This window comes from Leucobacter sp. wl10 (genome assembly GCF_003569785.1).
Lineage (GTDB): Bacteria > Actinomycetota > Actinomycetes > Actinomycetales > Microbacteriaceae > Leucobacter.
In genome coordinates this window covers 33,280-55,160 of record NZ_KZ983991.1, presented here as the reverse complement: position 1 = coordinate 55,160, position 21,881 = coordinate 33,280, and the positions used below count along the sequence as shown (strand labels likewise).

The 21,881-nt window shown below is 68.7% G+C and carries 18 protein-coding genes and 1 pseudogene; 15 read left to right on the top strand and 4 right to left on the bottom strand.

What is annotated here, in order from left to right; all coding sequences use genetic code 11:
- Positions 1-97 precede the first annotated feature (97 nt).
- The 10 genes and pseudogenes from lnt to D1J51_RS06355 all read left to right on the top strand — a co-directional run bounded on the left by lnt (position 98) and on the right by D1J51_RS06355 (position 12,065).
- Positions 98-1,723, top strand: a complete 1,626-nt coding sequence (gene lnt, locus D1J51_RS06400; RefSeq protein WP_119074491.1) for an apolipoprotein N-acyltransferase — start codon at positions 98-100, stop codon at positions 1,721-1,723.
- An 83-nt stretch (positions 1,724-1,806) separates the two neighbouring features.
- Entirely contained in the window at positions 1,807-2,349 is a 543-nt protein-coding gene (locus D1J51_RS06395) for a signal peptidase II (RefSeq protein ID WP_240422977.1), read from the top strand.
- Positions 2,346-2,684: a DUF6804 family protein gene (locus D1J51_RS06390; protein WP_119074357.1), complete on the top strand. Its 339-nt coding sequence runs from the start codon at positions 2,346-2,348 to the stop codon at positions 2,682-2,684. The genes D1J51_RS06395 and D1J51_RS06390 overlap by 4 nt, the downstream gene beginning before the upstream one ends.
- 78 nt (positions 2,685-2,762) lie before the next feature.
- Positions 2,763-4,067: an Nramp family divalent metal transporter gene (locus tag D1J51_RS06385; protein ID WP_119074356.1), complete on the top strand. Its 1,305-nt coding sequence runs from the start codon at positions 2,763-2,765 to the stop codon at positions 4,065-4,067.
- Positions 4,068-4,149: 82 nt separating this feature from the next.
- Positions 4,150-4,382: pseudogene (locus D1J51_RS06380) on the top strand (hypothetical protein).
- Positions 4,383-4,507: 125 nt separating this feature from the next.
- Entirely contained in the window at positions 4,508-6,448 is a 1,941-nt protein-coding gene (locus D1J51_RS06375) for a heavy metal translocating P-type ATPase (RefSeq protein ID WP_119074490.1), read from the top strand.
- A gap of 40 nt (positions 6,449-6,488) precedes the next feature.
- A complete protein-coding gene (locus D1J51_RS06370) occupies positions 6,489-6,866 on the top strand; it encodes a BlaI/MecI/CopY family transcriptional regulator (protein ID WP_119074355.1) in 378 nt (125 codons plus the stop codon).
- 6 nt (positions 6,867-6,872) lie between these two features.
- Positions 6,873-7,694, top strand: a complete 822-nt coding sequence (locus D1J51_RS06365) for a M56 family metallopeptidase (RefSeq protein WP_119074354.1) — start codon at positions 6,873-6,875, stop codon at positions 7,692-7,694.
- Positions 7,695-7,782: 88 nt separating this feature from the next.
- Entirely contained in the window at positions 7,783-9,822 is a 2,040-nt protein-coding gene (locus tag D1J51_RS06360) for a bifunctional copper resistance protein CopD/cytochrome c oxidase assembly protein (protein ID WP_119074353.1), read from the top strand.
- Positions 9,819-12,065, top strand: a complete 2,247-nt coding sequence (locus D1J51_RS06355) for a heavy metal translocating P-type ATPase (protein WP_119074352.1) — start codon at positions 9,819-9,821, stop codon at positions 12,063-12,065. Before D1J51_RS06360 ends, D1J51_RS06355 begins: the two co-directional genes overlap by 4 nt.
- A 32-nt stretch (positions 12,066-12,097) precedes the next feature.
- Here D1J51_RS06355 and D1J51_RS06350 read toward each other — a convergent pair whose 3' ends face one another.
- Complete coding sequence (locus D1J51_RS06350) at positions 12,098-12,745, bottom strand: DUF5134 domain-containing protein (RefSeq protein WP_119074489.1); 648 nt, start codon at positions 12,743-12,745, stop codon at positions 12,098-12,100.
- A gap of 108 nt (positions 12,746-12,853) precedes the next feature.
- Between D1J51_RS06350 and D1J51_RS06345 the strand changes: the two genes are divergently transcribed.
- The gene (locus tag D1J51_RS06345) at positions 12,854-14,005 is read left to right on the top strand and encodes a heparan-alpha-glucosaminide N-acetyltransferase domain-containing protein (protein ID WP_162903696.1); all 1,152 of its coding nucleotides are present in this window, start codon (positions 12,854-12,856) and stop codon (positions 14,003-14,005) included.
- A gap of 21 nt (positions 14,006-14,026) precedes the next feature.
- Here the strand turns inward: D1J51_RS06345 and D1J51_RS06340 are convergent, their stop codons facing one another.
- Positions 14,027-15,001 carry a siderophore-interacting protein gene (locus tag D1J51_RS06340; protein ID WP_119074350.1) on the bottom strand — a complete coding sequence of 325 codons (975 nt, stop codon included), beginning with the start codon at positions 14,999-15,001 and terminating at the stop codon, positions 14,027-14,029.
- 946 nt (positions 15,002-15,947) lie between these two features.
- Between D1J51_RS06340 and D1J51_RS06335 the strand changes: the two genes are divergently transcribed.
- Both D1J51_RS06335 and D1J51_RS06330 read left to right on the top strand, forming a co-directional pair.
- Positions 15,948-16,268, top strand: a complete 321-nt coding sequence (locus D1J51_RS06335) for a PadR family transcriptional regulator (protein WP_119074349.1) — start codon at positions 15,948-15,950, stop codon at positions 16,266-16,268.
- Positions 16,265-17,386, top strand: a complete 1,122-nt coding sequence (locus D1J51_RS06330) for a hypothetical protein (RefSeq protein WP_162903695.1) — start codon at positions 16,265-16,267, stop codon at positions 17,384-17,386. Before D1J51_RS06335 ends, D1J51_RS06330 begins: the two co-directional genes overlap by 4 nt.
- Positions 17,387-17,548: 162 nt before the next feature.
- On the opposite strand, the gene D1J51_RS06325 is transcribed toward D1J51_RS06330, so the two are convergent.
- Positions 17,549-18,859 (bottom strand): FtsX-like permease family protein, encoded by a 1,311-nt coding sequence (locus tag D1J51_RS06325; protein WP_162903694.1) that lies wholly within the window; start codon positions 18,857-18,859, stop codon positions 17,549-17,551.
- Positions 18,860-18,942: 83 nt separating this feature from the next.
- Entirely contained in the window at positions 18,943-19,587 is a 645-nt protein-coding gene (locus D1J51_RS06320) for an ABC transporter ATP-binding protein (RefSeq protein ID WP_205547773.1), read from the bottom strand.
- Between the two features lie 229 nt (positions 19,588-19,816).
- Between D1J51_RS06320 and D1J51_RS06315 the strand changes: the two genes are divergently transcribed.
- Positions 19,817-21,079, top strand: coding sequence for a sensor histidine kinase (locus D1J51_RS06315; protein ID WP_119074345.1), 1,263 nt, complete (start codon positions 19,817-19,819; stop codon positions 21,077-21,079).
- Complete coding sequence (locus D1J51_RS06310) at positions 21,076-21,729, top strand: response regulator transcription factor (protein ID WP_119074344.1); 654 nt, start codon at positions 21,076-21,078, stop codon at positions 21,727-21,729. Before D1J51_RS06315 ends, D1J51_RS06310 begins: the two co-directional genes overlap by 4 nt.
- The last annotated feature ends 152 nt before the right edge of the window (positions 21,730-21,881 follow it).

Below are 21,881 nucleotides of genomic sequence, written 5' to 3'. Positions count from 1 at the left end.
CGCATCATCACCGACACGAGAGGAGCCCGTAGTGGCCGCTGTCGAGACCGCGCCGCTGCACGAGGGGCCGCAGGCGATCCGAGACGGACGGAGATCCATGCGAAGGTCGCGGTTCGGACGGCGGAAGGCGCGCCCGGTCGAGCCGGAGCGCCCGCGCCGGCTGCCGTGGTACGCCGCCCTGCCGATCGCCGCCGTCTCGGGTCTGCTGCTCGATCTCGCGTTCCCGAGCACGGGATGGTGGCCGCTCGCATTCGTGAGCATCGCCGGTGCGCTGTGGACGCTGGTGGGGCGAAGCGCCGGGGGAGCGTTCCTGACCGGGCTGGCCTACGGTGCGACGTTCTACTTCACGCATCTCATCTGGGTCGTGCAGTTCCTCGGCGCGCTCCCGTGGGTCGCGCTCGCGGGTCTCGAGGCCCTGCTGTTCGCCGCGGGCGCGATCCCGATCGCGCTGGCGTACCGGTGGACGAGCCGGAGCCGTTCCCGGACGGTGCGCGCGCTCCTGATCCCGGCGCTCGTCGCGGGCCTGTGGACCACTCGCGAGCTGGCGATGGGATCCTGGCCGTACAGCGGCTTCCCGTGGGCGCGCATCGGGATGTCGCAGGCAAACGGACCGTTCGCAGAAGCCGCCTCCTGGGTGGGCGTGTCGGGGCTCACATTCTTGATCGTCTGCCTGTGCGCTGCGCTCGTGCAGTGGGCCCGGGCGGCCTCCCTTCGGTCGCCGACCGGGCTGATCACCGCCGCGGTGATCGCCGCGCTGCTGTCGGTGCCCGCCTTCCCCACCACGGATGCCGGGTCGCTCCGAGTCGGTTGGGTGCAGGGCGACGGGCCGGCGGGCTATTTCGACGACCGCGGCCCGGGCGACGTGCTCGCGGCCCAGAGCGAGGCCACCGAGCCGCTGTCGGGCAAGCGCATGGATCTGCTGGTGTGGCCGGAGGGCGGCGTCGACTCGGACCCCCTGGCGAATCAGGCGACAGCGCGGTGGCTCGACGCGCTCGTCGCGAGCGTGGGGGCCCCGCTCCTCATGAACGCCGCCACGGCGCGTGGTCAGGACGTCTTCAACACCTCGATGCTGTGGGAGGGCGGCGGCGCGACGCAGTTGCACGACAAGGTGAACCCGGTGCCCTTCGGCGAGTACGTGCCGGATCGCTGGTTCTACGAGAAGATCGTCCCCGACCTGATCAATCTGATTCAGAGGGAGTACACGCCGGGCACCAACCCGCCGTTCATGACCGTCGGCGGGATCGGAGTCGGACTCGCGATCTGCTTCGACGTCATCTACGACACGGTCATCTGGGACGGCGCGAAAGCCGGGGCGCAGTTCTACGCGTTCCAGACGAACAACGCCGACTTCCGGGGCACCGACGAGAATCTTCAGCAGCTCGAGTTCGCGCGCATGCGCGCCATCGAGACCGGCCGCGCGGTCGTCAACGTCTCGACCGTGGGCACCAGCCAGGTCATCGCCCCTGACGGGTCCGTCATCGAGGGCGCTGCGGCGGACCGGCAGGCGGCCGCGGTCACCACGGTGCCGCTCCGCACCGGCCTCACACCCGCAGTGCTGGTCGGCCCGGTGCTCGCGATACTCATTCCCGTCGCCGCGCTGGGCGGTCTGCTCGCCGCCGGCATCTTGCGGCGACGGGCACGGCGGAGCGATCCCGCTCAGCCCATCCGCTCATCGGCCCGGAAAGCTCAGGCGGATCCGGAACCACTCCAGGAAGAGTCATGATCGAGGAAACACCGCAGGAAGACCACCGGGCACCTGGCGCCCTTAGCGGAACAGCACCACGAGGCCGTCCGCCCGCGAGGAGGATGCTGCTCGTCCTCAGCTGCGCCGTCGCCGCCCTGGCGCTCGTCGTGGACCAGGTGAGCAAGCAGCTCGCACTGGCGTTTCTCGAGACCGACTCCCGGATCCCGCTCATCGGGGACCTCCTCGGCCTCCAGCTCGCCTTCAACACCGGAGCCGCGTTCTCGCTCGGCTCCCAGCTCACGCCGCTCATCACACTGCTCGGGGTCGCGGCGTCCGTGTTCCTCATCGGCGCGGCGGCGCGAGTGCGGCACCCGGTGAAGGCGGTCGCGATCGGGATGATCCTCGGCGGGGCGCTCGGCAACCTGGCCGATCGGATGATCGCGCCGCCGGGCCTCGGCCGCGGCGCGGTGACCGACATGCTCGCGTACGGTGAACTGTTCATCGGCAACCTCGCGGATGTCGCGATCGCCGGGGGAGTGGTCCTTTATCTCATCGCGGTCTGGCGCGTCTCCTCCGGAGAGGCTCGGCGCCGTTCGCCGTCCTCCGGGCCCGGCGCCGGTTCGAACGGCCCCGCTTCCGAGGACGCGGGGGTCCGGCGACGATGAGGGCGTCGTCCGATGCGTCCGCCTACCAGCGGAACGCGCTGCTGCCCGGGCTGATCGCGGCGGCGATCCTGATGCTCGCCGCCGCCCTGGTCGGGACCGCCTGGTTCACCATCGTCCAGTTCCTGGTCGCGATCCTGGCGCTGATCGTGACGTGGTTCGCGGTGCAGGCGCGCCAGTGGTGGTGGCTGCCGGTCTTCATCGCGATCGCGGTGCTGTGGAACCCGGTGCTCCCGCTTCCGTTCAGCGGGCTCATCTGGATGATCGCCCAGCCGCTGGCGGCCACCGTCTTCCTGGTCGCCGGAGCGCTCATCAGGCAGCGACGAACCCGGCCGTAGACCGACCCGGGCCGACGTTTCTCGAAAGCGGGGAGTGGCGCATATATAAGTTCGTGCTGTCGTGCATAATAGTTCGACATGACGAACTCTTCTTCCACTCATCCATCAAGCGGGGGTACCCGCTCCGCGCGCGGCGTGTCCTGGCTGATCGGGCCCGCGCTCGTGGCCGGTGTGGCCTACCTCGATCCGGGGAACGTCGCCAGCAACATGACCGCCGGCGCCCAGTACGGGTACCTGCTCGTCTGGGTCGTCGTGCTCGGGAACGTTCTGGCGTGGCTCATCCAGTACCTCTCCGCCAAGCTCGGCGTCGTCACCGGGCGCAGTCTGCCCGAGACCCTGGGTGACCGCATCCGCAGACCCTGGGCCCGCCGGGCCTACTGGGTGCAGGCCGAACTCGTCGCGATGGCGACCGATGTCGCCGAGGTCATCGGCGGCGCAGTCGCGCTGTACCTGCTCTTCGGCGTTCCCCTGCTCTGGGGCGGGCTCATCACGGGGGCGGTCTCGATCGCGCTCCTCGTCGTCCAGTCCCGGGGCGGCGCGAAGCCGTTCGAGTTCGTCATCATCGGCCTGATCGTGGTCATCGCGCTCGGGTTCACCTACGGCACGTTCCTCGGCCCGCCCGAACCGCGGGATGTCGCGGGCGGGCTCCTGCCGCGATTCGCGGACACCGGTTCCGTGCTGCTCGCCACGTCGATTCTGGGCGCCACGATCATGCCCCACGCCATATACGCGCACAGCGCACTGGCGCGGGACCGGTTCGCTGCGAGGACGAGTCCGGCGGCGGGCACCGGATCTCCGCAAGCCCCGCTCGAGCATGCCCGAGGCATCTCGACGCGGCGCCTGCTTCGCGCGACACGCTGGGACGTCACGGTCGCGATGCTGATCGCGGGCACGATCAACCTCAGCATCCTGCTGCTCGCCGCGACCAATCTCAGCGGCGTGCCCGGCACCGATACGCTCGAGGGCGCGTACACCGCGCTACGCGATGGCATCGGCCCCACGGTGGCCACGCTCTTCGCCGTGGGACTCCTCGCCAGCGGCCTCGCCAGCGCGTCCGTCGGCGCCTATGCGGGCGCGGAGATCATGCGCGGTCTGCTGCGGGTGCGGGTTCCGCTGCTCGCGCGTCGGCTCGTCACGCTCCTCCCGGCGCTCGCGATTCTGGCCTTGGGCTTCGATCCGACGCTCGCTCTGGTGCTGAGCCAGGTGGTGCTGTCGTTCGGCATCCCGTTCGCTCTGATTCCGCTGGTCGCCCTCAGCGCGAACGCCGAGGTTCTCGGTCCGTTCCGCAACCGCCTTGCGACGACGATCGCCGGGATCGTGGCGTCGGTGTTTCTCGTCGCACTCAATGCCGTGCTGCTGTGGCTCGTGTTCACCGGCGCGTGACGCCCGCGTTCGAGACGATCTCGGCGAAGGCGCGGCCGCAAAGTGCTTGCTATATGGTCAGCAGCTGATGTATGGTCATCAGGTGCTGACCATAATGGCTCGAGCGGATGCGATGAACCGGCTGGGGCGGGAGATGACCGACCCGACTCGGTCGCGGATCCTGCTCTCGCTCCCCGAGTCGCCGCGCTCCGCGCAGTGGTCGACGTGACGCTCGCCGTCGACGAGAACGAGGTCTGCCCGGATCCAGACTGCGCTACGACCGGATGCGGCGGCGGGGCACCGATAACGGAAACGATGATGGAGGATGGCGAATGAGCGAGGAGTGCTGCGGCCCCGAGGAGCCGAAGACGAGGAGGCAGGCGGATCCGCCTCAGCCCACCCGGGCGGTCGCGCCGCCGGTCGACGAGGGAGATGCGTGCTGCGGTCCGGAGCTGCCCCCGATGTTCGGCGGCAAGGCTGAATCCGCAGACGATCACGCCGTGCGTCCCCCCTGGTGGCGGGACTTCGCGCTACTCCCGTCGGCGATCTCGGGCCTCACCGTGGCGGTCGGCTACGGTCTGGACTGGGGCGGACAGGGTGTCGCGGCGCTGGTCTTCCAGTGGATCGCGCTGCTCGCGGGCGCCTACACCTTCGTTCCGAGTACGGTGCGCCGCCTGATCCGAGGACGCCTCGGCGTGGGCCTGCTGATGACGATTGCGGCCGTCGGCGCGGTGCTGCTCGGGCGCGTGGGCGAGGCCGCGATGCTGGCGTTCCTCTTCTCCCTGGCGGAGACGCTGGAGGATCGAGCGATGGACCGCGCGAAGGAGGGCCTGCGCGCCCTCCTGTCGCTGATCCCCGACACCGCCCGCGTGTCGAGGCTGCGCGGGGAGGAGACGATTCCCGTCTCCGAGATCCGCGAACTGGACATCCTGGTGATCGGTGCCGGCGAGCGGATCGCGACCGACGGGGTCGTCGTCGAGGGGCGCTCTAGCCTCGATACCTCGGCGGTGACGGGCGAGTCGATTCCGGTGGCCGTCGGCCCGGGCGAAGAGGTGCTCGCGGGCGCGGTGAACGGGTCAGGAACGCTCAGAGTCGAGGCGACGGCCGACGGGCGGGACAACTCGCTCACGCAGATCGTGGCTCTCGTGGAACAGGCCCATGCCCGCAAGGGCGAGCGAGCGCGAATGGCCGACCGCATCGCGAAGCCGCTCGTGCCGTCCGTGCTCGTGCTGGCGGGGCTCGTGGCCCTCTTCGGCTTCCTGGTGGGCGACCCGGCGACCTGGCTCGAGCGAGCCCTGGTGGTGCTCGTCGCCGCCTCGCCGTGCGCCCTGGCGATCGCGGTTCCGGTCACGGTGATCAGCGCGATCGGGTCGGCCTCGAAGTTCGGCGTCGTCATCAAGTCGGGGCAGGCATTCGAGCAGCTCGGCGCGATCCGCACGGTCGCCCTCGACAAGACCGGTACCCTGACCCGCAACGAGCCGCAGGTCGTGGAGGTGTTCGCGGCCTCAGCCTTCACCCGCGAGCAGGTGCTCGCGTATGCCGCCGCACTCGAGGCCACGAGCACCCACCCGCTGGCCGCCGCGATCCTCGCGGCCGCACCGGGCACCGCGGCCGGCAGCGACGTCGAGGAGGAGGCCGGCCACGGTATCGTGGGCCGCATCGGCGAGGCGAGGGTCCGCGTCGGCAACACCCGCTGGATCTCTCCCGCCGAGCACTCCGAGGCCGCCGAGACGATGGCCGGGCGGGGTATGACCGTCGTGGTGGTCGAGGCCGACGGAGAGCTGGCGGGCCTGATCGGCGTGCGCGACGAGCTCCGCGCCGAGTCGGCGGAGACCATCCGCATGCTGTCCGACATGGGCATCCGCACCGTGATGCTCACCGGCGACAACGACCGCACGGCGCGCGCGCTCGCGGCCGAGGCCGGCATCGGCGACGTGCGCGCCGAGCAGCTGCCGGCGGACAAGGCCGCCGCTATCGACGCCCTGAACGCTGATGCGCCGACCGCGATGGTCGGCGACGGCATCAACGATGCGCCCGCCCTCGCCACCGCGTCGGTCGGCATCGCGATGGGGGCGAAGGGCTCGGCCGCGGCGATCGAGTCGGCGGACGTGGCCTTCACCGGCCACGACCTGCGGCTCATTCCCGGCGCGCTCGCGCACGCGCGCCGGGGGCGTCGCATCATGACGTGGAACATCGGGCTCGCACTCGCGATCATCGTGGTCCTGTTGCCCCTGTCCCTGCTGGGCGTGATCGGCCTCGCCGGGGTCGTCCTCGTGCACGAGATCGCAGAGGTGCTCGTGATCCTCAACGGCGTGCGCGCCACGCGGCGGCCGGCTGCGGCTCGCGCCTTCGCCGGGCCGGTCGGCGAGCCTCGGCGCGAGCCGGTCGGCGCCAGGAGCTGACGCGTTCGGCATCGGGTAGAATCGGGTCAGGAGGTTCAAGATGCCGGGTGTGCGCAAGCGCGAGTGGGGCGGGCTCGAGGGCGAGGTCATGCGTCGCCTGCGCGAACGGGATCGGCCGGTGAGCGCGCGCGAACTGAGGGCGTCGTTCAGCGAGCCGATCCCCGCGTACACCACGCTGATGACCACGCTCACCAGGCTCGAGGCGAAGGGCCGGGTCGAGCGGGTCGGCGACTCTCCTCGGAAGGTCAGTTTCCGCCCGGTGCGCTCCAGCGAGGAAGAGGCCAGCGAGACGATGACCTCGGCGCTGGAGCGCGCCTCCGATCGGCGCGCGGCGCTCCTGGCGTTCGCCGGAAATCTGGCGGATGACGACGTCGCGGCGCTCATGGACGCCTTCGGATCCTCCGACCACTCCCGGTAGCCCGACGTGCTGATACTCGCCCTGAGCCTGGTCGGCGCGGCGCTGCTGCTCGCCCTGCTGTGTCCGCGGTTGCTGACGCTGGGAAACTGGCAGCTGCTGCATCCGAGGGTCGCGCTGACGGCCTGGTTCGGATCGTTCGCCGCTGGCGTGGCGCTCGCCATTGCGGGCCTCTCCCTGAGCGTCGCGGCCGCGGTGTCCTCGACGGTCGCGGAACCGCGTGCGGACGGCGTGCTGATCACCGCGGCGGGATGGATCGCTCTCGGCGTTCTCGGTGCCGCCATCGCGGTGATCGTCACCTTCGCTGAGTCGCTGCAGCCGCTCCGCCCCGATCCGCGCTCGCCCTTCGAGGCGATCGCCTATGCCCGTGAGGAGCGGATCGGTTTCACACTCGTCCGCTTCCGCTCAGAAGTCCCGGAGGCCTACGCCGTCCCGGGTCGCCGACCCGAGATCTTCGTCTCCTCGGCGATGGAGCGGCTGCTGACGAAGCCTCAGCTTCAGGCGGTCCTTGCGCACGAGTTCGCGCACCTCCGGCATCTTCACGGGCTGGCGCTGCGCATCGCCCAGCTCAACGCGCTCTGCCTGCCGGGAACGCGCGCGGGTGTCTCGCTCGAGCGGGTCACGAGGCTGCAGATCGAACTCGCGGCCGATGACGCGGCCGCGAGGCAGGTGGGCGCCGCGCACCTCGCGAACGCGCTCGTCGTGCTGGCCGAGGAGACGCAGGACGTGGCCATGCGGCTGCGAGCCCAGAGGCTCGCCCGGAAGCGATGGCCCGCGGCCTCTCGGCGCCGGCTGCCGCAGGGCCTGCGGCTCGCATCGCGCCTGAACTGACACTCTCGGACCAGGGTGCTGCACCCAGGTCCCCGGGGTCTACATCTTGTAGCCTTGTACGAGTATGCCGGCCGAGGATCGAGGGGCGATGGAAGCGAATACTGAGCACGGGGAGCGGTCTGCGCTGCGGTGGGGACCGGCGTCCGCCATCGCCGCGCTGACGCTGGCACTGGTGGTCGTCCCCCCGATCGTGCTCACGGTGCAATCCGGCTCGACGCCCTACGAGAAGCTCCAGACGGGCTTCCCGGGTATGGACGTCGCCGTGCTGACCGCGCTCGGGCAGGGACTCGGCGACCTCGCCTCGATGGTGGCCTTCGGCGCGCTGCTCTCCCTGCTGTTCTTCCGCGACGCGAGGGGGAGGGACGCTCTCCAGATCGGGGTGGACCTCGAACTCGCGGTACTGCGCTTCGCCTCCGGGGCGTGGGCGACGGTGTCGGCCTCGATGGTGCTGCTCGAGATGTTCGACAGCAACGGCTTCCCGTTCCTGCGCGTGGGCGAGCCCGGCGCACTGTCGTTCCTGTACGAGTCGGGCTCGTTCCCGCGCGCCTGGACTGTGTCGATGCTCGCCGCCATGGTGACCTTCTTCGCCAGCATGTTCGCGACGCGCTGGACGGGACTCTTGATCCCGCTGTGGGCGTCGCTCTTCGGGGTGCTCGCTCCGGTCGTCGTCGGGCAGATCCTCGTCGGCCCGAATCACGACTTCGGAAGCGACGCCGGCGCCTACCAGACGCTCCTCGCGAATGCCGTCTTCGGCACCGTCCTGGTCATCGCGATGCGGGCCGCGGCGGGCCGGACGCTGGCGCCGGAGATCTCGACGCGGTTCTTCCGATTCGCCGCCGTGGGGCTCGCGGTGATCGTCGCCTCAGACCTCCTGCTGGCCTGGTTCAAGCTCGCCGGATCGGCTCTGCTCGACTCGGTCACGGGATGGCAGATCGTCGCGCGCTGGGCGTGTCTGGCGATCCTCGTGCCCGCGCTCGTCATCTGGAGGCGCGCGCAGGGCGGGCCGATCCGGCGGAGCGCGGCGGCCCGGTCCCTCGCGGTCGCGACGGTCGCGATCGGCGGCTGGGTCGGTGTGACCGCAGCGATGACCCGGGTCCCGCCCCCGAACTACTTCGTGCCGACGAGCATCTCGCAGGTGTTCATGGGGTTCGACGTCGAGGCGCCGCCGTCCATGCTCGTGTGGTTCACGAACTGGCGCCCGAACATCCTCTTCATCGTGATCTCCGTCACCGCGGTGCTCGTCTATCTCTGGGCCGTGCGGACGCTGCGCTCGCGCGGAGACCGGTGGCCGGTCGGACGCACAGTGTCGTGGATCGCGGGCTGGTTCGTGGTGGTGTTCGCCACGAGCTCCGGGTTCGGCAAGTACTCGGCGCCCGATTTCGGCACGCACATGATCGTGCATATGAGCCTGAACATGCTCGCCCCGATCCTGCTCGTGATGGGCGGCGTGATAACGCTGCTGCTCCGGGCCACCCGATCGGACCCGGGCCGCCCCGCCGGCCTGCACGACTGGATCACCTGGGTGCTGCACTGGAAGGCGCTGCGGTTCGTCTACAACCCGCTGATCGTCTTCGCCCTGTTCGTGGGTTCCTACTACGGCCTGTACTTCTCGGGCCTGTTCGGGGTGGCGATGCGCTTCCACTGGGCGCATCAGCTCATGAACGTCCACTTCGTCATCGCGGGCTACCTGTTCTACAGCCTCGTGATCGGCGTGGACCGCCCGCCGCGGCCGCTGCCGCACATCGGCAAGCTCGGCTTCGTGCTGGCGGCGATGCCGTTCCACGCGTTCTTCGGCGTGATCCTGATGTCAGGAGGCCGGATCATCGCCGAGAACTTCTACCTCTACCTCGGACTGCCCTGGGCCGACCTCCAGGCCTCACAGTATCTCGGCGGCGGAGTCGCCTGGGCCGGTGGCGAGCTCCCGCTGCTGCTCGTGATCATCGTGCTCGGCATCCAGTGGTCGCGGCAGGACGCGAAGGAGGCGCGGCGCAAGGATCGGCACATGGACTCCGGCCGCGACGAGGAGTTCGCCGACTACAACCGCATGCTCGAGAAGCTCGCGAGCCGGAAGCCGGGTCCCGGGCCCGCACGAGCGCAACCGCACCCCCAGGAGGAGACCCAGAAATGACCGTCGCGCATGATCTCGTCGAGCCTCTGCAGCTCGACGTCTCGGGGATGACCTGCGCCGCCTGCGCCGGCCGCGTGGAGCGCGCGCTCAACAAGATCGACGGCGTCACCGCGAGCGTGAACTACGCGACCGAGCGCGCCATCGTCACCGGTCTCGAAGCCGACCGGGCGGCGGAGGCGCTGCAGCGGATCGAGAAGGCCGGGTACGGGGCACGGGTCCACGACGACGCCGACGACGCCTGGTCCAAGCGCGCCACCGAGGTCCGGATCACCTCTCTGCGGAGACGGCTGCTGCTCGCGGCGATCCTGACCGTTCCGATCATGGACCTCACGATCCTGCTCGCCCTCGTGCCCGCCTGGCGCTTCCCCGGCTGGGAACTGCTCTGCGTGGCGCTGGCCGTCCCGATCGTCACCTGGGCGGCCTGGCCCTTCCACCGGGCGACCCTGCGCAACCTGCGCCACGGCACCGTCAGCATGGACACGCTGGTCTCGCTCGGGATCGCGGCGTCCTTCGGGTGGGCGGTCGTGACCCTGCTGTTCGGCGTCGGCGGAGGCGGGGGCGGGTACTGGCTCGGCTTCGGGGATACCCCGGAGGGTGCGAACTCCATTTACCTCGACGTCGCGGCCGGCATGACCACGTTCCAGCTCGCCGGGCGCTACTTCGAGACCCGCTCCCGCCGCAAGGCCGGTGACGTGCTCGGGGCCCTCAACCAGCTCGCCGCGACCCACGTCCGGGTTCAGCGCGATGGCTCGGAGCACCTCGTTCCCGCGGCCCAGCTGAGCGTCGGCGAGGTGTTCGTCGTGCTCCCCGGTGAGACCGTGCCGGCCGACGGCGTCATCGTCGACGGATCCGCGGCGATCGACGCGAGCATGCTCACGGGCGAGCCGCTTCCCGCCGATCTCGGGGCCGGCGATGCGGTGGTCGGCGGCACGATCAGCACGAACGGGCGCCTCGAGGTGCGGGCGACCTCGGTCGGTGCTCACACGCAGCTCGCCCAGATGGCGGCTCTCGCCGAGCAGGCTCAGGCCCGCAAGGCCCGCGTGCAGACCCTCGTCGACCGGGTCACGAGCTACTTCGTGCCCGCCGTGATCGTGCTCGCGATCCTCGTCATCGCAGGGTGGATGCTCGCCGGCAGCTCGTTCGAGCAGGCGTTCGGCATCGGGATCTCGACGCTCATCATCGCCTGTCCCTGCGCGCTGGGCCTCGCGACCCCGACCGCGCTCATGGTCGGCATCGGCCGGGGCGCCAGCCTCGGGATCCTCGTCAAGGGGCAGGACGCCCTCGAGGCGAGCGGAACGATCACCACCGCGGTGCTCGACAAGACGGGCACCCTCACCACGGGCGAGATGACCGTCACCGGCATCGCGACCGCGCCGGGCGTGCCGGAGCACGAGCTGCTGCGGGTCGCCGCCTCCGTGGAGCAGGGATCGGAGCACATCATCGCCCGCGCCGTCCTCGCAGCGGCGGCGCAGCGGGTCGCCGACCTCGAGCGCGTGCGCGACTTCTCAGCGGTGCCCGGGCGGGGCGCCGCCGGCACGGTGTCGGGTGAGGCCGCGCTCGTCGGCAACCTCGCGTTCATGCGGGAACGGGGCATCCCGGCGGATGAGCGGACGCTCCTCGCGCTGGGGGAGACGGACAGCGCGGCCGAGACTCCGGTGTTCGTCGCTCACGCGGGACGGCTCATCGGCAGGCTTGGGCTGACGGACACGATCAAGCCGGGCGCCCGAGCCGCGGTCCGGGCGCTGCAGAAGCAGGGGCTGAAGACCGCGCTCCTCACCGGCGACTCCCGCCCCGCGGCTGAGGAGATCGCGGCCAAGCTCGGCATCGACTCCGTGTACGCCGAAGTGATGCCGACGGAGAAGGCCGATGTGATCCGATCGCTGCAGGCGCGGGGGGAGCGCGTGGCGATGGTCGGCGACGGGATCAACGACGCCGTGGCTCTTGCGGCCTCGGATCTCGGCCTCGCGGTCGTGACAGGCACGGACATCGCCCTCAAATCCGCCGACATCATCCTCGTGCGAGAGGACCTCGCCGTGATCCCGGAGGCGATCGAGCTGTCGCGGCGAACCCTCCGCACGATCCGGGCGAACCTCGGCTGGGCGTTCGGCTACAACATCGCGGCGATCCCGATCGCCGCAGCCGGGTTCTTGAACCCCCTGATCGCGGCCGGCGCGATGGCGCTCTCCTCGGTGCTCGTGGTGTTCAACAGCCTTCGGCTCCAGAACTTCCGCCGCACCGAGTAGACGCGCGAAGCTCTGGAGCCGAGGGCGGGCGGCTACGCGTTCATGAGCACCAGCATCGCCGCCATCCCGACCGCCATCAGGCTGTGGCAGAGCTCGTGCAGCCGCTGGCCGCGGATCGTGACCGCGCGGTACAGCCACCAGAGCGTCAAGGCCAGGCTGCCCGCCACGAATACCGCGTTCACGGCGTCGACCCACGCGGGCGTCGACATCGCCATCATCATCGCGTCGCCCTGCGCCTCGCCCATGCCGGCCATGCTTCCGCCCATGCCGTCGTCCATGCTTCCGCCCATGCCGGCCATGCTTCCGCCCATGCCGGCCATGAGCAGCGGCATCGCCGCGATCATCCACACCATCGCGGCGCCGAGCCAGATGTGGCCGGCGAGATCGACCCGACGGGAGACGAGCGGCGCCCTCCAGAGACCCGGCACGAGCGCCAGCGCGAGCGCGCTGAACAGGATGATCTGAGCCCAGTTGAGAGCATCGGGAAACACCATCACCCAGCACATGGCGATCATCGCGACGCTCATCACCGCGTGGGTGACGTGGATCACCGTCGAGTCGAAGCCCGCGCCCCATCCGCTCTTCCCGCGCGGACGATGGGTGAACAGGCGCACCGCGCAGTAGAGGCCGGTGAACGCGAAGAGGACGGTCAGGATGATGTTCCAGGGAGCAGTCAGCATAACGACGATCATACATCTACATCTTGTAGATGTATGCGCGGAGGGCGGACGATCCCGAGCCTCCTGATGCTGGAGCGGGATCCGAGGCGGGGGCGGTACTCTCGGCATGTGGCCCGCAAGAGCATCCGGGACAGACTCGCCCGGCTGGAACCCCCGGGACGCGTGCCCGGGCTCGACATCGCCCGCGCGCTCGCGCTGATCGGGATGTTCGCCGCGCACCTCCTCTATCAGGAAGAACTCGTTTGGTCCGATCCTGCGACCTGGAGCGGACTCGTGAACGGGCGGCCATCGATCCTGTTCGCGACCCTGGCGGGCGTCTCGCTGGCGCTGACCGAGGATCCGCGGCCGCGCGACTCGGCCTCGGCCCGGCGGCGCTCCTCCGTGAGGATCGCGGTGCGGGCTGCGCTGATCTGGTCGGTGGGGGCGCTGCTCGTCGCCTGGACCGTGCCCGTCTACGTGATTCTGCAGACCTACGGGATCCTGTTCCTCGTCGCCATACTCCTGCTGCGCCTGCGTACGCCGGCGCTCCTGCTCACCGCGGCCGTCATCGCGGTCGCCGGCCCCTATCTCGTCGCGATGATCGCGGAGATCCCCGTCGAAGACCCCCGGCTCGCCGAGTCGCTCTTCCTGAACCTCGGGTGGAATTACCCGTTCGTGGCGTGGGCGGCCTTCATCGCGGCGGGGATCGCGGTCGGACGCCTGCTCAAGCAGCCGACCGCCGCCCGCAGCGCAGCCCTGATCGGCGTGGGGGTCGTTCTGGCGGTGATCGGCTACGGCGCGATCGGACCGATCGGAGACCGCGCCTCGGCAGCCGGGGCCGACAGCGCGCGGTCGTGGTGGCTCGCGGTGCTGCAGGACGCCCCGCACTCCACCGGCGTCGGCGAGATGGTGGGCTCGGGAGGCTTCGCGATCGCGGTGATCGGCGCCTGCGTGCTGCTCGGGATGACCGGCCTGCGCCGGCCGCTCTGGCCGCTGCGGGCCGTGGGGTCCATGCCGCTGAGCGCATATACGGCGCAGCTCGTGATCTGGATCTGGTGGTTCGTCGCGGAGTCCTCTCGCCCCGGGGCGACGGTCCTCGACCCGGGATCAGGGTTCCGCGCGACCGAGCCGTTCTGGCCAGTGACCCTCGGGATCATCGCGGGCGGCTCCCTCTGGGCGCTGCTGATCGGACGAGGCCCTCTGGAGGCGCTCGTCTCCCGGGTCGCCTCGATCGTCGCCGCACTCTCGGTGCGCACGCGCCGGCGCTCGTCCCGACGCTGAGGCGGGCCGCGCCGCAAGATTCTAGTTCTCCGCGCGCCCCGTGCGCCAGTACCCCATGAACGCGACCGACCGGCGGTCGATGCCGCGGTCGCCGACGAGGTGGCGCCGGATCGTCTTGATCGCCCCCGCTTCCCCCGCCAGCCAGGCGTAGCCCGGCGACTGCCGCTCGTCCTGAGCGAGCGGGGCGCCCGTGGCCTCGTCGAGCCCCGGAACCTCCCACAGGATCTCGCGATCGACGTCGACATCGCGCAGCTCGGCGTCCGGGCCCGTGCGGCCGCCCCCGTGCCGGATGTGCGGCCCGCCCGGGAAGATCTCCCGGAGCTCCCGCACGGCACGGGCCATCGCCTGTCCCGGTGGATCGGTCTCCCGGCGCTCAAGCACCTCGACGTCGATGCGATCGCGGTGCGGCAGGGCGTCCGCCGCCAGCAGCTCGGCGTCGCGCGCGTGGGCCACCTCGGCTATCACGCGGGCTCGGTCAGCCGCGCCGAGCGAGGCGATGATCCCGGCCATCGCGGGGATCGCCGTCTCGTCGCCGACGATCAGGAAGCGCGTGGCGCCGGCGGGAGGGATCCAGCCGACGGCGCGGTTGGGCCCGGCGAACTCCGCGTCGGGGCCGAGCAGGGCGATCCGATCGCCCGGAGCGGCGGAGAGCGCCCAGGCCGACGCCGGACCCGGGGCGCGATCGTGCCGCGCGAAGTCGACGGAGATCCTCGTGCCGTCCGGCCGGCGCTCGAGATCGCGAGGTGTGTAGGTGCGCATGGGCGGCCGCACCTCGTCCGGGAGCGCCGCCCAGGACCGGTACCAGTCGTCGCCGTTCGCGATCTCGGGGATCTCGCCCCGGGAGTTCGGCAGCATGATCTTGATCCGCTGATCGAGGCCGCCGAAGCCGAACCGCTCGAGGTCTTCGCCGCCGAAGACGACGCGGATGAACCCCGGCGTCGGCCGCGTGACCTCGAGCGCGGTGACCGAGAAGAGGCGGTAGGGTGATGCGGTCATCGCGCCGTCCGAGCTCGGCGCGAGGTCGTGGAGCCGGGGGAGCCGGCCGGGGCGAGGCCGCGGGCGCGGTGGCCGGATGCGGTCGCGGTTGCGCGGCGGCGGGCGGTCGATCGAACCAGCAAGGGGGCTCCTCCAGTCGCGAATCATCAGATGAACCCCACCCTATCAGCGACACGGCAGGCCACTCGGACCCCCGCTCGCTCGACGTGCGGGATCGCCTCGAACGGCCACCTCATCGCTCCGTCCACCTCCGAGGATTCGAAGGTCGGAACCGAGGCTGCTGAGGATTCGGAATCTGCGGCTCAACATGCGCTCGGACGGGCTGCCTGGACGCGAATCTCCGGTCCTTGAGCCATGCTCAGGGACCGCCTGAAGCAGCGGAAGCTACCTCGGCGGCAAGCGCTACGGGAAGTGCGAACGACGGAATCGGCGGACGCTGCGGACGAGAATGCACGCACGCGGATCGAAACTCCGGTCGACCGGGGTCGGCGAGGAACGCGAAGCGTGGGTGGGAGCAGCGTGTCCAATTTTGGATCTCGCGGGCGAAGGGTGATGGTGTCGTTCGATGGAGATTCGTGGCGCTCTTGCGACCATGGGCATCGGAGCTCAACGGGCTTGGCGCCGTCGTGGACGACCGCAACGGAGATGCAATAAGGCCGGAACTGCTTCCTCGATCGTCCCATTCTTTACCTCCGTGATCGAGGTGTTGCGACGACCGATTGAATCCGCCCTATGTCGGCCACAGAGAGTGCTTGTCTGATCCGGCTGCTTTTCCGGGTGGCCACAGTATGGTCGGATTCCCTGCCACGATCATGATCGACGCCGAACACGACAACTTCCGTGCGTCCCTCTCGGACTGGATCGCCCAGATCCCGTAACAGGGAACGTAGGAGCGTACGCGGACGAGCGTTGCTCTCTCTATCTCTATATAGGTAGAGTTGTTGTCATGCTTCCTCTTCCCCGGCTGACCCCCGCGACGTCTGACGCTCTTGCTGCGTTGCTCGCACATCCCGAGCCTGTGTGGGGCCTCTTGATCGTCAAGGAGAGCGGGCGGCCAGCGGGCAGCATTTACCCAATTCTGGAGCGCTTGGAACGTCTGGGATGGGTGACCTCGGAATGGGAGGCCGAGAGTGAACGCAGCGGCCCGCGTCGCAGGCTCTACCGACTCACCTCAGACGGAGCGATCGCTGCACGAGAAGCGGTGCAGCGGTTCCAGGAACAAGCACGTCCTCGCCTCGTTGGTGCGCCGAGCGAGGTGATCGTATGAGCCTGATTCAGACCCTGATCGAACTGGCGGTTCGCACGCTCCCCGCACCTCTGCAAGCCAGATACCGCGAGGAGTGGGCCGCCGATCTTGAGCAAGCCTCGCAACTCGGCATCTCCCGTGTCTCTGTGCTCTCCGGTGCGTTCGCGACGTCAGCAAGGCTCGACCGAGACGATCCTCGGGTGACTGGGATTCCCAGCAAGGTGGAAACAATCCGGCGTGCACGCTGGTCAGCAGCGTTTCTGTGCAGCGCACTGATTCTTGCGGCCGGAACCTTCGCGGTCTCGTTGACGAGCGCCGACCAACATCTGAATGACGGCGTAATGGCCGTCAGCGGCACGGTTACGTTCGCGACGATCGCGGTGTTCGCCCTCATCGGAATCGTGAACGGGATCGGCGCCGTTCGTATCGGTCTCTCGACGTTCGGCCTCAAACGGATCGCACAGTTCGTGTTGTTCGGTATCGCGGCGGTGCTCTCCATGGCGGTCACTGCGGTCTTCCCGATTCTCGGAGTCCTCATGGCACCTGCCGCAGTCGCGACGGCACTGTTCCTCGCGGCAGGAGGGCCACGAGGCCAACTTCCACAGCAGCCACTCCGCACCGTGTCGCGGATTGGGCTCAGCGCGATGTTCTCGCTGCTCGCCATCTGCGCGGTGGCGTTCGCAACGTTGCATATCCTGGTGTGGAATCCGCTGGCGAAGATGCCAGGAATGTCGCTGAGCGAGATTTACGCGGCGATGTACGAGGCCGAGCAACCCACAGGCGTTGCGGTCGTCGCAGTGTGGGCGGGACTGTTCATCGCGGCGGCAATCGCGTTTCCGATCTGTTGCTCGCTGAGGCGGTTCGCCGGGCCCCGATCGACGAGAAGAATCATCGTCACCGGTGCGATGCTCATCACCGCAGTTGGTGTTACCCAGTGGTTCGCCGGGTTCACGATCGGGATGAGTCTCGCCGATACGTTTTTCGTCTCGGGAGGAGACAGTGCGGCCAGCGGAGTCGCCCTCAGCGTTATCACTACCCTCGCGGCCGTATTCGCCGTGTTCGCCTCATTCGTTCCTACTCCGTGGCGTGACGCCGAGCAGCGGTATGAACAACTGCACGCAGAACAACCGGTTTTGTAACCCCCTACCTTTCCCCCAAGGCGTTTGCCGCGTCTTCGCCCACACCGTCCCGCGATGCACCCCGAACTGACGAGCAATCGTCTTCACGTTGATACCCTGAGCGCGAGCTGTGAACCAGCACGCCCCTAGACCTGTTGCGTCGGCTCTTCCAGCGATGCCTACTCAGAGCGCAGCAAGCGCGTCGCGCGGGTTTCGACGTACGGCTGAAAGCGCGGGAACAAGGAGGACAGTGAGCAATGCCACGGTTGCGACAAGAGCGAGAACGCCCATTTGTCGCAGATCGAGCAGCGGTGCAGCGGGGAGTCCACCGGCGGTCAGCATGAACGCGGTCGTTGCGACCGATGCCGCGGCGATGCCGAGCCCGAGTACCGTCGCAGCGAGGGCGTAGGCGGTGGCTTCGGCGAACGCGATACCGATGAGCGTTCGTGGTGAAGCACCGGCGACACGCAGCGCGGCAGCGTCCCTCGTGCGTGCGCGGGTTGAAAGGAGCACGCTGGCGATGCTGCCCGCGATGGAGATGGCGGCTGCGGGCGTCAACATCACATAGGTGTCGAGCGAGTTGAGGGTCGCCGTGATCCCGCCTCGCGTGAGCGCGTCCTGCCAGGTGGTGATGATCCCGAAGAGAATGCCGTACAACGCGAGCCCGACCGCAATCGGCATCACGGCGGTCGCGGTTCGCCGGGGCTGGCCGGTCGCGAAGAATCGCGCTAGGGTCCAGGCGGGGAGACGGCGGGCAGGAAGGATCGCGGTCCATAGCCGAATGAACTGCGGGACAAGCACAGGGGCCAGAGCCACGATGATCGCGAGGACGGCAAGGCCCGTCATCATGGAGAGCGTCGCCGCGCTCGATCCGCCGATGCTGTCGGAACCGAGAGTCAGGGTCGCGCCGATAGTGACGATGACCTGCTGCAGCAGGAACAGGACTGCGAAACCAGCAACGATCCATCGAGAAACCGGCATCGTCACGGTTGCTTCGGTTTCATCCCGAACCGCGTGGACTGCGGAGATTCGCGCTGCACGTCGCGCCGGGATGAAGCTTGCGAAGTAAGACACCAGGGTGGCCCCGACGATCGCGAGAAGCGCAGCAGGGATCGCATTCGCGACGGGGAAGGAGCGATCTTCGCGGGTGACCATGCGCACGAGCAGGTCGACGGCGCTCTGGCAGAACGGGCTGGCGACGATGATCCCGGCGACGGCTCCGACGGCGTTCACGAGCAGGACTTGCACGGTGATCGCACGGCGTATCTGCGACGGCGACGCTCCAGCGAGTCGCCACCGCGCGATGCGTGTCGACAGTGCGGTGATCGTTGCGGCAGCACCCGTGCCGAGGACGGCAATGGCGGGTACGGCAGTCGAGACGTACACGACGTAGCTGCCGGCTCGGGCCTCATCGACAGTCGACCCGAGGCTCTCGATTAGTGCGGCCCCTTCGGGCGTGCCCAGGGTCCACCAGTACACCGCGGCGAGGTACACGAACGCGGCTGAGATGATGGCGACGAGGAACGGGCCGACCCAGAGGCGGGTGTCCTCGCGCAGCTCGGCGATGGCGAGGCGGATCATGCTGGGTTCCCTTCCATCGCAGCGAGCAGCTGACTGCTGCTCGGGCGATACAAGGACTGCGTCAGCATACCATCTCGCATGACGACCACGATGTCGGCGAGCGTCGCGGCGTCGAGGTCGTGGGTGACCATGACGACGGTTCGAGTTCCATCGGCGTGCGCCCGAAGTTGATCGAGCACGAGGCGGGAAGAAGCGGTGTCGAGCGCACCGGTCGGTTCGTCGGCGAAGACGAGTTCCGGTCGGTTCGCCATGACTCGGGCGAGAGCGACACGCTGCTGCTCGCCGTTGGAGAGCCGGCTCACCCGCGTGCGTGTCCGCTCGCCGAGGCCGAAACCGCTCAGGATGGCGTCGGCCCGGTCGAGGTCGGCCCGTCGTCCGCAGAGGCGTTCGGGAAGCACGACGTTCTCGCGCGCCGTGAGCGCGGTGACGAGGTTGTAGGACTGGAAGACGAACCCGATTCGCTCTCGATACAGTTGCGCGATGGCTCCCGCTTTCAGCTTTCCGAGATCCTCGCCCAAGGTCCACACGTTCCCCGAGGTCACCGGGTCCAGGCCCGCCAGGCAGAACATCAGCGTCGACTTCCCGCATCCCGAAGGGCCGACGATAGCGACCATGCCGCCCTGGGGAACCGTGAGGTCCACTCCTCGAAGTACCGGCACAACGGGCATGCCTCGCCGTCCGCCAAAGGACTTCTCTACTGCTGATGCGACGACGGCTGGCGGTACGGAGTTCGTTTTCTGCATACCTCCACCCTCTGAAGGTCGAGGGTGCGGGGCAAGGACGATTGCCCTCGGAAGATGAGGGAAAACCCTCACTCCAGTGGAGGGGGATCCCCATAAGCGCGGGCTCACCATCCGAGAGAATGGAAGTATGCCCGTTTCCCGCCACCGGCCGCACCGCGTGCATCAAGTGGGCGTGCTCGGGACTTCCCTCCCTTGGCGAGCTAGCGCCTATGTTCTCAGCGGCATCTTTCTCGCAGCACCCACGATCATCTTCCTCGCTGCTTTTCCACTACTCCCAGCCTGGTCTTGGAGCCTCAGCGCCGTCGAGCGGCAACGAGTCCGGCTTCTGCGCCTCGGGACGATACCCGGCCCACCGAGGGGTCTCCGAGTTCCGCCGTTCCGAAATGCACCTGCTCGGCTCTACTCATCGTTGGGGTGGCGAGAGATCGGGGCGACGCTGCTCCACCTGCTCTACGCCGCACTCGGGTACGCCCTCTTCGTCTTCGGCGGAACCGCGATCATCACCCTCATCACCGCCCCGGTACTCCCGTTAGCAGGCCGGAAGTACGTCATCGGCGAATGGCAGATCGACCAACCGGCACCCGCACTGCTCTTCACCCTCCTCGGCGCCCTCCTCCTCCTCGTGTTCCTCTACGCAGCCTTGCTGCTGGCCTTTTCCCAGGCCGCCACAACGAGAGTGCTCATCGGTTCCAAGATCGAATCACTCGAACGTCAGGTGGACATGCTCGCTGACAAGAGCGTCGCTCTTGTTGAAGCGTTCGAGGACGAACGCCGACGCATCGAACGCGACCTCCACGACGGCCCGCAGCAGCACCTCGCCGCCGCCGCACTTCATCTGGGAATCCTCCGCACCCGGCTCACCGCTTCCGCTCGATCGCCTCACGCCGACGAGCTGGGCGCGCTCGAAGCCGCACACCTCGAAGTCGAGCACGCCCTCGACGCGATGCGAGCCGCCATTTCCGGCCTTCGCCCGCGTCTCCTCGTGGAAGACGGTCTTGCCGCTGCACTGACGCAACTCGCCGCACGCTCTCCGATCCCGGCCACGGTCGAAGCACACACCCTTCCGAGACTCCAAGCTCTTCCGCGACTCCGAGCTTCGGTCGAAGCGACCCTGTACTCGATCGCATCGGAGTTCTTCACGAACGCCCTCAAACACAGCGGCGCTACCCGCATCACGGTCGCGCTCACCGTGAACGTGCAAGGGCTTCGCATCACCCTGTCCGACGATGGACGCGGGGGCGCGAACCCCGACAACGGAACAGGACTCGTCGGTATCGAACATCGCGTAGGAATCCTAGGAGGCACCATGCTCATGAGCAGCCCCCGAGGCGGCCCCACCGTCCTCACGATCCAAGTACCCGAATCGACTTTGAACGGGGTGGCCCGGTGAGAATCGGAGTCGCCGAGGACGTCGCGCTGCTCCGCGAGGGCATCACCGCGATCCTCGAACAGCACGGTCACGCCGTAGTCTGGACTGTCGAGGACGCGGACCGGCTCCGTGCGCAGCTCGGCACGGCTGACGACATCGACCTGCTCATCGCGGACGTGCGGATGCCACCGCACAACACGGATGATGGCCTCCGAGTCGCCGTCGAGCTACGCGCCCGACGCCCCACGGTCGGCATTTTGGTTCTCTCCCAGCACCTTGGCAACGAGTACGCCCGATCGCTGCTCGCAACGGCACCGGACGCACCGGGCGGCACCGGATACCAGCTCAAAGAACGAGTCGGACGTATCGCCGACTTCATTCACTCAGTCGAAACCGTCGGGGCCGGCGGTGTCAGCATCGACCCCAAAGTCATCGCGTACTTGATGGAGGAACGCTCCCACCAGGGCGCTCTCGGCGCGCTCGGTGACCGAGAACGCGAGGTTCTCGCTCTCATGGCCGAAGGGCAGACGAACGAACAGATCGCTCAGAACTTGCACTTCAGCCCCGCGACGGTCGAACGCCGCGTCAGCGCCATCTTCACGAAACTCGACCTCCACGCCCATCCCGGCAACAAACGAATCCTCGCCGTCCTCGAATACCTCCGCAACTGACCCCGCCTCACCGTGACTCCACACCGCCTCTTCTCTTGTGAATGTCCAGGCAGAATCCGACTGATTTCAGCTTTCACGGCGTAAACCACCCGCGTGAACGCGACCCTGGCCGCCAGTCGACCGGGCGGGCAACCGCTCGGAGCGGGTGACTT